This is a genomic window from Paenibacillus sp. OAS669, from assembly GCF_014873645.1.
Classification (GTDB): domain Bacteria; phylum Bacillota; class Bacilli; order Paenibacillales; family NBRC-103111; genus Paenibacillus_S; species Paenibacillus_S vulneris.
The window spans coordinates 14,421-25,262 of record NZ_JADBDR010000024.1 but is presented as its reverse complement, the minus strand read 5'-3'; the positions used below and the strand labels follow the sequence as shown (position 1 = coordinate 25,262).

Sequence of the window (10,842 nt, the reverse complement as noted above, 5' to 3'; positions counted from 1 at the left end):
ATTTTTCAGTGTATAATGAGGTGGAAATCAAGCGATTAAAGAAACGAGTGAACTCCAAATGTCCTTAAGAACGCTGAAATGGTTGACGATTCTTGTACCGCCGCTCATTATCGGAGGGTTTGAGTACATTCGCCATGATTTTTTGCTGGATCAATTGTCCATGGAGACCGGGAACTTATATATCACCATCATGACTTTATTTCTTTCCTACTTGTTCGCAACATGGATGTTTCAGAGCATAACCCGGATCAGTGCACGGCTATCCGCCGAGCAAGCCAAACGAGCCGTGTATGAAGAACGTGAACGTCTTGCCCAGGAGCTGCATGACAATATTGCTCAAATCTTATTTTTCCTAAATGTGCAATTAAGCAAGGGACAGCTCAAGGAAGCGCGTTCCGCCGTTTCTGAGATTGACCACCATCTTCGCCAGGCCATCTTTAATTTGCGCACGATGCCGGAGGAAGGCGCTACATTCTCTTCGCGACTGACCGCGTGGATAGAGGAGTGGAGCGGGATAACCGGCATCGCTGTGGAGCAATCCGTCCGCTTGGAGGAGGAGAGCATATCTCCTGCCGCGGAGGTTAAGCTGTTCGCCATCATCCGCGAAGCGTTTACGAATATCCGCAAGCATTCGGAAGCGGATCATGCCTCCATCGAGCTTGAAGCTTCCGGCAGTGGAGAGACCTGGAGGCTTTGTATACGCGATAACGGCATCGGCATGGATACAGAGCCTGAGGAAGCTTCACCGAAACGGTACGGATTAACCCTGATGCGCAAGCATGCCGCGGAGCTTGGAGCTCAAATGACCATCCAATCCGCAGCCGGGAACGGGACGACCCTAACCCTAGCAGGATCTGTGAAAAGGAGTGTGCCATTATGAATTACCGCGTGTTGATTGCGGACGACCATCCGCTGGCGCGCCAAGCCGTCTGTACGCTGCTTGAAGGCGAAGAGGGCTTTGACATTGTCGGAGAAGCCGATAGCGGGGAAAAGGCCATCTTAATGTGCGAGGATCTGATGCCCGATCTCGTGCTGATGGATATTCAGATGCCCGGGATGTCAGGGCTTGAAGCTACGCGGAGAATTAAACAGCTCAACCCGCTGATCAAAATCGTCATGCTCACTGTATCCGATGACGTCGCTGATTTGTTTACGGCGATCCAGAACGGTGCACAGGGCTATTTGCTCAAAAATATGGACCCCGATGACTGGATCATATATTTGCGGGGATTGCTTGACGATCAAAGTGAAATTTCCCGTCACTTGGCGGACCGATTGTTCCATCAGTTCCGGTCGGCGCCGGCACAGGCCTCAGAGGAGACTAAACCGAGCGTGCTTTCCCAAAGGGAAGGAGAAATTTTAATGTGCGTGGCCAGCGGGCTAAGCAACCGGCAAATTGCCGAGCAGCTGGTCATCACCGAGAATACAGTCAAGAACCACATCAAAAATATATTGGCCAAGCTGTCGCTCGATAATCGCGTTCAGCTGACGGCTTATGCCATCCGTCACGGGTTGACACAGTATAGTCAAAAACAATCCCGCAAATAGCCCGATGGGGTCATATTCATTATGTCCGGTTTGGAGTAAATTGAAATGGTAGTTTAGAGGCGTTCGGCTTGGACACTGCCCTTTTAAACCAAAGCAAGGAAGGACATAATGATACCCGGGGGGATGAGAACCATGAAAAAATTAAATTTGATCGTCATGATTTGCCTGCTATTCACCGTATTGGGCGGAGGTATTGCCAGCGCACACGTTACGGTGCTTCCAAGCGAGTCCGTGCAAGGCTCCTATGAGAAGTTTACAGTGCGGGTTCCTAATGAAAAAGATATTCCTACCGTGAAGGTGGAAGTCAAGTTTCCGCTAGATAGCGTTTCTATCAGCCGCTTTGAGCCAAAGCCGGGCTGGAAATATGACTTGACCAAGGATGCTTCCGGTAAAATTACTTCAGTTACTTGGACTGCAACCGGAGAAGGATTGGGTGCAACAGAATTCGGCGAATTTAATATGCAAGGTAAAGTAGCAGATAACGCAACAAGCATCAGTTGGAAAGCATACCAGACCTATAAAGACGGAAGCGTGGTTGAATGGGTTGGAGCGGCAGGGTCCGACAAGCCGGCATCCGTTACCAAAGTAAATGCCAAGCCGGCCGGGGCTGCAACCGACAGCCACGGACATACAGCGACGGCACCAGAAGGAGCAGCGAATCAGAGTGGCAGCGCCGCTGCAGCACCTGCCGCTTCGCAAGCACCATTGTACTTATCCATTGCCGCTCTACTTCTGGGCATCATAGCATTGATCATCGCGCTGTCCAAAAGAAAAGCAAGCCGCTAATAGCCTAAACCTATCGGAGTCCTGCCCAGGGTCTCCGATTTTTTTGATATAAATCTGCTTGAATGCGGGAGTTTGGTATGATGAAGGAATCATCCGGGCAGCGATAACTTATCGAGCAAAATGTTACTCTTATCGGGGCGGGGATCGGCAAATGCCATTCCTGCAATTAAGCGTTCACTCAGAAATTTATCGGTCGTTAGATAGTAAGCTCTTCCGGCACTTCAGCTGCCGGAAGGACTTTTTTTCTCAATCTTATAGAACCTCGCTCCGTGCAAAGTGCCTAGACCAGCTTCGTCCCGCTTTGTAGCGGTTCTTTTGTTTAGGGCATCGACCGTTCGGGGGAAATCGGGTATTATAGAGACAAACTAGGAAAAAGGAGCTTCATTCTATTATGGCGTCCAAGATACTCAAAGAATTTAAAGAATTTGCTATGAAAGGTAACATGATCGATTTGGCGATCGGTGTCATTGTGGGCGGTGCCTTCGGTAAAGTCGTTACTTCCATTGTCAACGATGTCGTCATGCCGCCTATCGGTTTGCTGCTGGGCCGTGTCAACTTCACGGACCTGTTCATCAGCTTGAACGGAAAAAGCTATGATACTCTTGCTGCAGCAAAAAGCGACGGTGCACCGACACTGAATATCGGCCTGTTCATTAATACTTTATTGGACTTTTTGATCGTTTCATTCGTTATCTTCCTTTCCGTGAAGCAGCTGAACCGTCTTCGTAAAAAGCAAGAGGACAAGCCTGATCCGAAAAAGGAAACGAAGGAATGTCCCGAGTGCTTGTCGGATATTCCGAAACAAGCTGTCCGCTGCAAGTTTTGCACCGCCTATGTGGAGCCAGCCGCTTCCATGGAAGGGCCGCGCACGATGAACTAATGGATGAAAATGGAAAAACCGCCGAAAGGCGGTTTTTTTGTTCAGTAAGATGAAAAACCTGCTTCAAGTTCACGAGCTGTACTTCCGCCTATATTTGGAGAGGGTCGATAAGGGCCATATCCAATTTTCGCTATGATAATTGACATAAACGCTTCCCGGAAAGCCGGAGCCTGTGGGATAGGCAGATCTCCAATCCGAGGTATGCAGCAATTCGATCAAGCACCGAACGCCTCGATCTATAGCTTCGTTAGGCCGATCGTGTGTATCGATCAGCATATCGAGTGCCCAGGCAGTTTGAGAAGGGGTGCTGTGTTTCAATGGAACATACTTTCTTTGTATGTCGCTGTAGCAGGATTCACCCCAGCCGCCATCCGCATTCTGGATGGACAGCATCCACCGGACCGATCGTTCTATGGCTGGATGATGCACCGGGATACCGACGGCAATCAGTCCTGTCACCGCAGCGCTGCTGCCGTGAATGTAGCATATCCCCCATCGCCCGAACCAGTTGCCGTCCTGCTCCTGCTGACGAATGATCCATTGTGCGGCTTTTTGCACAGGAAGACGGGTGACGCTCTGCCCTGCCTCGTTCCCTAGAAGCAACAGCGTGCGTGCCGTTAAATCAACGGTGGAGCGGTCCAATATAATATCTTCTGCATGGTCAAACGCAAAGAAGTGGGCCATCCGTTCCGTAGATTCCCTTTCAAAAGCCGACCAGCCTCCGTCGTCATTTTGCATGGCAAGCACCCAGCGCAAACCGGTTTCCCATGCTTGTTTATATTGTGGTGATTGGAATGTGTAAGGCTTGATGGCCCTAAGGGCCGCCGTAGTATCGTCCACATCGGGATACAGTGTATTGACATTGGAAAAACCCCAGCCGCCAGGCGGAGTGCCGGGACAGCGCAGCGACCAATCTCCATACCGGGTTTGCTGACGAGGCAGCAGGTATTCCGCCGCTTTTTGAATAACAGGATGTCGATAGGATAGGCCTGCCTGCTGAAGGGCATTGCTGATCATAGCCGTATCCCAGACCGTTGAAGTGGATACCTGCAAATGGGCTTTATGTTCATTCGTACACAATAAGGTGCTTAAGCTGTGAATGGCTTTGTTTAGTACAGGAGAGTGATTCTTATACCCTAGCGAATGCAGGGCAAAAATCATCAGTATCGTTGCCGTAGAATAGGTCAGCAAAGTGCCGTCGGGCTCCATTCGATCCAGCATGAACTTTTCTGCTTTCTCCAGCGCGGCTTCGTGAAGCGGGGCATGGAGGAACGGAGCCGCTTCCAACAGCCGATGAATGGCGGTAATCCAGGAGGGGTGGCCGCTAAAGGGCAGCTTTTCTCCCGCATACAATTCGGATAAATCCGGTGTAGCCTCATTGCGGATAGAGTAGCTGGCGTTAGCTAAGATCATGACAGGGACCAGATGAACTCTTGCATGCCCGGATAAATCGTAGATGTTAAAGATAAACCAGGAAGGCGCCAGCATGAATTCAATAGGAACCTTCAGTTTATCAGGCCAGGGGGATTGTCCTGTGACAGCCAAAAAGACTTGAGTAAGCATCGTTTTTACTTGAGCAAGGCCGCCTCGGGCAAGAATAAACTGCTTGGCCTTTTGCAAGCGGGCATCATCGGCAGAGTAGTAGCCTGAGTAGACAAGCGCGTAATAAGCTTCGACGGTTGCTTCCAAATCGCCTTCCTGCTGATCGTGAAAAAGCTTCCATGCCCCGTTATCCTGCTGAGTGCTTACAATTCGTTCCGCCAGCTTGCGAATGAGCGGCTCATGATCCGGAAGCTGCAGCGATCGAATCAGCAGAATCATATAGCAGTCGGTCATAGGACCGGTTTCAAAGCAGAGCCGCCACGAGCCGTCCTGCTGCTGCAGCTTCTGCAATCGGGCAATCATTTCATGAATTTGTGCAAGTATGTGTTGGTTCATCAGTTCACCTCGATTCATGCGTCTATCTTCTATTTGTATGCTTCGAGGAGTCTGCTATGCTTGGTGTGAGAGAGCGTTTATCTGGTTTCTATCAACGTTTTATTATAAACTAGGGAAAAAGAGTAAAAGGATTATTACGATTCGGAGGGTGTCTATGAAACTATTGCGGGATTCCCAGCTGACGCTGCTTTGGACAGCGCGGATTGATTACTCCAAGGGCAGTCAGGTGGAGACTCATGTTCACTCCGATTATGATCAGCTCCTGGTTGTATTGTCCGGCCACGGGAAAGTAATGATGGGACAGCAAGAATGCGATCTGCAGGAAGGACACGCTTATTTATTTATGAAAGGGATTTCACACGGCTTTGGATTTACGGGGCAGAGCGTTACGCTGGATTTCAAGTTTCGATTGGCGGATAAGGAAATGACCGACTATTTTTCATCCGTCATACCGTTCAGCCCATACGACAGCGCCCAGCTGGCAGAGCTCAAGCAATGGTATAAAATGTCTCTGCTACAAGCCAGAAACCCGGGCCGCTTCCATCCTATCAGCATCGAGGCCGGGTTAAAGGGGACGATGGTCTCGATTTTATCCGGCAAAGGCTCGGTTCAATCGGGTCTCTACACTCAGACCGGGTTCCAAGAATCCAGCGATCCGATCGTTGATTATATGAAAACGCATTTTGCAGGAAAAATTACGCTCGGGCTGCTGTCGAAGCGGTTTGGTTTTAACCCGAATTATTTAATTAAACGATTTTTTGACAAAACCGGCATGACGCCGATCCAATATTTGCAAGAGATCCGCTTGGAGAAAGCGAAGGAATATCTCGAATTCACGGATTTGCCCATATCTGAAGTCGCGGAGAAGGTTGGCTGGACGCAAGCTTATTTTTCCAAAATAGTCAAGAAGCGTATGGGGCAATCTCCGTCCCAGTATAGGGACTCTCTATTAAATGCGATCGGCAAGGATATTATTTTGGAAGAGAGCTTTTCGAATGTGTGGCGCATCGTACCTTAAGGAAGAACCTGAATAATGGCAACAAACAGATGAAGTTTATCTCTGTTCGCTCCAAAGTCCCATCCGATATAATTTGAAGGGATAGAAGAGAGAAGGGGATGAGAGAAGCTTATGGTTAGAAAAATGTCTGTTCCGCCGATGGAACTGGTAGATTATGAAGGCGAAGGGACTCAGTTATGTGCAGTGGTGGAGGAAGTTGGCACCATTACGCTGAAAAGAGCGCTGATTCCGGAGCCGGGAGAAGGGGAAGTTCGCGTTAAGGTCAAATGGGTCGGCATCTGCGGCAGTGATGTAGAAGTGTTTCGGGGTGCCCGTGAGCCTGAATTTATATCGTATCCAACAAGACTCGGTCATGAAGTGGCCGGCGTCATCGATAAAGTAGGTCCTAATGTGATCGGACTTAAGGTCGGGGATCCGGTAGCTCTTCGTTATATTTGGGGGGCATTCGCGGAATATGTGTGCTGTACGCCGTTTTCCGTCAAGGTATTGCCCAAAGACCTGCCGTTAATTGAAGGGTCTCTAATAGAGGTGCTGCCGGGAGTTATCCATGCCGCGGAACTGGGTGAGATCTCTCCTCATAAAAATGTGCTTATCACTGGACAAGGTGTGAGCGGCCTGGTTATGACCCAAGTCGTCAGTCTGTTCAGTCCCCGCAATCTCGTAGTTACGGATTTATTCGACGAGAAGCTGGCGCTGGCTCGCAAATATGGAGCAACCCACACTTACAAAATGCCTTCGGCTGACGCTAATACGATGGATATCGTGGGCAAGGATTTTCCCGATGGCTTCGACGTCGTCATTCCATGCTTGCTGGAAGGCGATGGCATGGTAGATGCCATCAACGCTGCCGCGCAAAATGGCCGTATTGTCATGTATGGCTGCATCGGAACCTGTCACAAGCCGGTCGATTTCTTCAAAATTCATAAGAAGCGCCTGGATATTTTCTCTACGGAACCGAAACGGGATATCGATAACCGGCGGTATTTTGACCAGGGATTACGCCTTGTCCTTGACGGACTGGTAAATACCGAGGAAATGATTACGCATGTCGTCAAGCTGGACCAAGTTGCTGAGGCGTTCAAGCTGAGAAACGAGCATAAGGGCAATACGATTCATGTGATGATCGATTGTGAGATGAAGGCCAATTAAGCATCACCTAAAGGAGCAGATGATAGATGAGCAATCCAATGATTTCCGGCGGCTTGAGGGACACGCATGCATTATTCGATAAAGAGTGGATTCTACGTCATGCGGAAGCGTCTCTTCAAGCAGCAGCGATACATATTACAGACAGCATAGCCAGGATGAGCGAGGGCGGTATCCACGATTTTTACTCTAATGGAGATTACTGGTGGCCGAACCCCGATACGCCGGACGGACTTCCTTACATACGCCGGGATGGCGAGAGCAATCCGAACAATTTTGACAGCCATCGTCTTGGACTAAGAAGCATGAGAACGCATACGGCAAATCTGGCTGCAGCCTATGCTCTGACCGGTAATGAAGCATTTGCTGAAAAAGCGGTTCAATTCGTAAAGGAGTTTTTTCTGGACGAGGCCACGCTGGTGAATCCTCATTTGCCCTACGCGCAGGCTATTCCGGGCATTTGTGCGGGCCGCGGCATCGGCATCATCGATACCTTGCATTTGATCGATATTCCGTTTGCCGTAGAAGCGCTAAAAGGGTCGCAGGCAATGACAGAGGAGATTTACCGGGGGTTAAAGCAGTGGTTCAGCGATTATTTACAATGGATGAGCACCCATCCTAACGGAATTGAAGAAATGAATACGGACAACAACCATTCCGTATGCTGGTTCGTACAGGCAGCGGCATTCGCGTGGTTTACCGGAAATGAGGAAATGCTCGCCTTCTGCAGACAGCGGTATAAAGAGAAGCTGCTTCCCGAGCAAATGGCGGAGGACGGCAGCTTCCCGCGCGAATTGGCGAGAACAAAGCCGTACGGGTATGCGATATTTGTCCTGGATAATATGGTGACGCTGTGCCATATTTTATCGACGCCCGAGGATAACTTGTGGAGCTTCGAGCTGCAGGATGGCCGCGGAATCCGTAAAGGTTTATCGTATTTATTCCCTTATCTGCAGGACAAGAGCCGTTGGCCGTATGCTCCGGATGTGGAGCATTTTGAAGGCTGGCCGGCTAAAGTATCCTCCCTGTTATTTGCGGGGCTTGCACTCGGGGAGGAGGACTATATCCAGCTGTGGAAGGAGCTAGACCCGGATCCCACCGATACGGAGGTACGCCGCAATATCGCGGTTCGCCAGCCGATCCTATGGTTATGAGGCAAAGGAAATCCAAACAGGAAGTGTCTGTGTCCAAACAGGCGCTTCCTGTTTTTTTCTCTTGTCCGGGAGCGGGTAAGCTTGGTACTATAGAAATTTCCCCCTGTGCAAAGCCCATTTTTTTCAGCTACTGCACCAATAGATAGAGCCATTCATAAACTAACTTTGACTGTATCCCTACACCTTGTAATGATACAAAAACCCGAGCAAGGAGGGGTGACATTTGAAGGGCAGCGACCACAAAAGTAAATTTTTGCTAACCAATCGTGAACGCGAAGTTTTCGAACTGTTAGTGCAGGACAAAACTACCAAGGATATAGCACAACAGCTGTTTATCAGCGAGAAAACGGTGCGTAACCATATCTCTAACGTCATGCAAAAACTGAATGTAAAAGGTCGTTCACAAGCAGTTGTCGAGCTGATCAAGCTTGGGGAGCTAACCATCTGATCAGTCAGGCAATCCCGCTTTGCACAGTCTAGTCCTACTTAGCCTTCTTAAGCGCTTTTCCCTCGGAAGATGCGCGGGGAGGCTCTTTGGTTTGTTTATATATGATATTAGTTTTTTAGGGCACAAGAAAAACGCAGTAGTTTTTTTACTGCTATTTAACCGGTAGTGGTAGTATAGCTCGGTTTTGTATTGAAAATGAAGTACCCTGCAGGGGATTGCGTTCCTGCAGGGCACACTCTCAAGAAGTTTAATTATCAACCTTTGTTAGGGTTAAGGCACAATTTGAATATTGTACGTTTCCACCTGCAGATACTATAAGCATTTGCACAGTATCGCCCTGTGATAATGGAATTTGGATTGTACTTGATTGCTTACTTATCGAAGCTAGACCAGGCTGTACACTTTCTTGGCGTGTAATTTGACCTTCTGGAATTGGGGTATTGTTTATGAGATATCTAACTACGATAGAGCCAGACGGCTGCGATATCGCTGTTGTGAAAGAAAAGGTAATTAAATAATCACCAGAACTCCCCACTTTTAAGGAACTGTTTATAGGGGTAACGCCGCTCGAATTACCAGGAGTATTAAATTGGATACGTTCACCCGTACCTCCGTCCCCTACCTCATCAGTTAAATATAAAGAACCAAATACTGGTGCAATTCCGGCGCCAGCGGGTCCCGTCGGTCCAGGTTCACCCTGTGGCCCAACAGGACCAGTTGGGCCGGCTGACCCTGGAGGTCCCGGGGGCCCCGTTGGTCCAGTAGGTCCAGTTGGCCCCGTAGGCCCTGTCAGCCCCGTGTGACCAGTCATACCAGTTAAGCCCTGATCCCCCACAAGCATCACTCTCCTTTTATCATCTTGTATTATTTTATGTCTATCAACTTGGACAAGTAATGGATACTTGTCAGGGAGTAAAAGACTAATTGTGAGGGGGCAAATTTGAATATTTATTAGTGATATAACATCAGCGGACTTTTAAAAACTTGATATCGGTTCAGATTATTCGGCCAACGATTTCGCAGTTTTAATAAATCGATACGATAACCATGTCATTGGCTAAATTCAAGATCCATAAATGCTGAAATGTAGGACAAAACTTCCAAGGATACAGCACAACAGCTATTTACAGCGAGAAAAAGGTAAGTAACCATATCTCAAATGTCATGCAAATACTAAATGAAAAAGGTCGTTCACAAGCAGTTGTCGAGTAGATTGAGCTCAGGGAGCTACCCATCTGATCGGTGAGGCAATCCTGCTTTGTACAGTCTAGTCCTACTTAGTCTTCTTAAGCGATTTTCCCTGTGAAGACGCATGGGGAGGCTCTTTGGTTTGTTTACTCTTTATGGCGCTGTTAGTTCAAAAGTGCATATCCTACTAAGAATCATAGGTCACACACAGGGTTACTTGGATTGGATATCCTGAAAAGGTACTGCTTTGTTGTGGACATGGACAAGCTTAAACTTTACAGGTCAGATAACCTCTAGGACGAGTGGATAAGTAAAAAAAGAGGACGCTAGTCCTCCGGTGTACGATCCAGGAAGAGACGGGTGACGGATGTAGAATCACCATGCTTCACTTCCTCCTCACTGGCCTTTTCTTCCAGACTGTCATGAGTATTCATGCCGGGAGCAATATTCGGCTCCTCGTGTTGTTCCTTCATTTTGATTCACCTCGCTTTATGGTTATCATTGGCAAGGAAGGGTCAAGACATACATGACTGCTGAGTATGAAGCACGGCCTCAATGTTAGGGACCGGAGTGAATGGCATGCAGCCAGGAAGCTTAGCCGCCGATGAGGGATCATACAGATTTAAGCATGTAGATCTATTGTCCTGCAAATCAGCCTACATTATTATAGTAGTGGGACTATTTTCCATAAGTTGTCGAGCGAAGGTCATGTCCTTATAATACATAAATAGGAGTG

General features: G+C 48.5%; 10 protein-coding genes and 1 pseudogene. 9 read left to right on the top strand and 2 right to left on the bottom strand.

Features of this window, described 5'->3' with window-relative positions; translation table 11 throughout:
• Positions 1 to 58: 58 nt before the first annotated feature.
• From GGC63_RS32165 to mscL, 4 genes are all read left to right on the top strand, one after another.
• Positions 59 to 880, top strand: coding sequence for a sensor histidine kinase (locus GGC63_RS32165; protein WP_192705754.1), 822 nt, complete (start codon positions 59 to 61; stop codon positions 878 to 880).
• Positions 877 to 1,548 carry a response regulator gene (locus tag GGC63_RS32160; protein WP_079909963.1) on the top strand — a complete coding sequence of 224 codons (672 nt, stop codon included), beginning with the start codon at positions 877 to 879 and terminating at the stop codon, positions 1,546 to 1,548. The genes GGC63_RS32165 and GGC63_RS32160 overlap by 4 nt, the downstream gene beginning before the upstream one ends.
• 132 nt (positions 1,549 to 1,680) lie before the next feature.
• Positions 1,681 to 2,334: a YcnI family protein gene (locus tag GGC63_RS32155; RefSeq protein ID WP_192705753.1), complete on the top strand. Its 654-nt coding sequence runs from the start codon at positions 1,681 to 1,683 to the stop codon at positions 2,332 to 2,334.
• A gap of 403 nt (positions 2,335 to 2,737) precedes the next feature.
• Positions 2,738 to 3,214: a large-conductance mechanosensitive channel protein MscL gene (gene mscL / locus GGC63_RS32150; protein WP_192705783.1), complete on the top strand. Its 477-nt coding sequence runs from the start codon at positions 2,738 to 2,740 to the stop codon at positions 3,212 to 3,214.
• 69 nt (positions 3,215 to 3,283) lie between these two features.
• Here the strand turns inward: mscL and shc are convergent, their stop codons facing one another.
• Positions 3,284 to 5,170, bottom strand: a complete 1,887-nt coding sequence (shc, locus tag GGC63_RS32145; RefSeq protein WP_225948649.1) for a squalene--hopene cyclase — start codon at positions 5,168 to 5,170, stop codon at positions 3,284 to 3,286.
• Between the two features lie 136 nt (positions 5,171 to 5,306).
• Between shc and GGC63_RS32140 the strand changes: the two genes are divergently transcribed.
• The 5 genes and pseudogenes from GGC63_RS32140 to GGC63_RS34775 form a co-directional block, all read left to right on the top strand.
• Complete coding sequence (locus GGC63_RS32140; protein WP_192705752.1) at positions 5,307 to 6,170, top strand: AraC family transcriptional regulator; 864 nt, start codon at positions 5,307 to 5,309, stop codon at positions 6,168 to 6,170.
• A gap of 111 nt (positions 6,171 to 6,281) precedes the next feature.
• Positions 6,282 to 7,319, top strand: coding sequence for a zinc-dependent alcohol dehydrogenase (locus tag GGC63_RS32135; protein ID WP_192705751.1), 1,038 nt, complete (start codon positions 6,282 to 6,284; stop codon positions 7,317 to 7,319).
• A gap of 26 nt (positions 7,320 to 7,345) precedes the next feature.
• Positions 7,346 to 8,470 (top strand): alginate lyase family protein, encoded by a 1,125-nt coding sequence (locus GGC63_RS32130; protein ID WP_225948648.1) that lies wholly within the window; start codon positions 7,346 to 7,348, stop codon positions 8,468 to 8,470.
• Positions 8,471 to 8,693: 223 nt separating this feature from the next.
• Entirely contained in the window at positions 8,694 to 8,918 is a 225-nt protein-coding gene (locus tag GGC63_RS32125) for a helix-turn-helix domain-containing protein (protein ID WP_028547616.1), read from the top strand.
• A 1,090-nt stretch (positions 8,919 to 10,008) separates the two neighbouring features.
• A pseudogene (locus tag GGC63_RS34775) lies at positions 10,009 to 10,130 on the top strand (LuxR C-terminal-related transcriptional regulator); the annotation flags it as partial.
• A gap of 302 nt (positions 10,131 to 10,432) precedes the next feature.
• Here GGC63_RS34775 and GGC63_RS32115 read toward each other — a convergent pair.
• Positions 10,433 to 10,579, bottom strand: a complete 147-nt coding sequence (locus GGC63_RS32115) for a hypothetical protein (protein WP_179135960.1) — start codon at positions 10,577 to 10,579, stop codon at positions 10,433 to 10,435.
• Positions 10,580 to 10,842: the final 263 nt, after the last annotated feature.

Excerpts from the sequence above, each read along its gene's own strand:
- GGC63_RS32165 (WP_192705754.1), top strand. The coding sequence starts at position 59 with ATGTCCTTAAGAACGCTGAAATGGTTGACGATTCTTGTACCGCCGCTC.
- GGC63_RS32160 (WP_079909963.1), top strand. The coding sequence starts at position 877 with ATGAATTACCGCGTGTTGATTGCGGACGACCATCCGCTGGCGCGCCAA.
- GGC63_RS32155 (WP_192705753.1), top strand. The coding sequence starts at position 1,681 with ATGAAAAAATTAAATTTGATCGTCATGATTTGCCTGCTATTCACCGTA.
- shc (WP_225948649.1), bottom strand. The coding sequence starts at position 5,170 with ATGAATCGAGGTGAACTGATGAACCAACACATACTTGCACAAATTCAT.
- GGC63_RS32140 (WP_192705752.1), top strand. The coding sequence starts at position 5,307 with ATGAAACTATTGCGGGATTCCCAGCTGACGCTGCTTTGGACAGCGCGG.
- GGC63_RS32135 (WP_192705751.1), top strand. The coding sequence starts at position 6,282 with ATGGTTAGAAAAATGTCTGTTCCGCCGATGGAACTGGTAGATTATGAA.
- GGC63_RS32130 (WP_225948648.1), top strand. The coding sequence starts at position 7,346 with ATGAGCAATCCAATGATTTCCGGCGGCTTGAGGGACACGCATGCATTA.
- GGC63_RS32115 (WP_179135960.1), bottom strand. The coding sequence starts at position 10,579 with ATGAAGGAACAACACGAGGAGCCGAATATTGCTCCCGGCATGAATACT.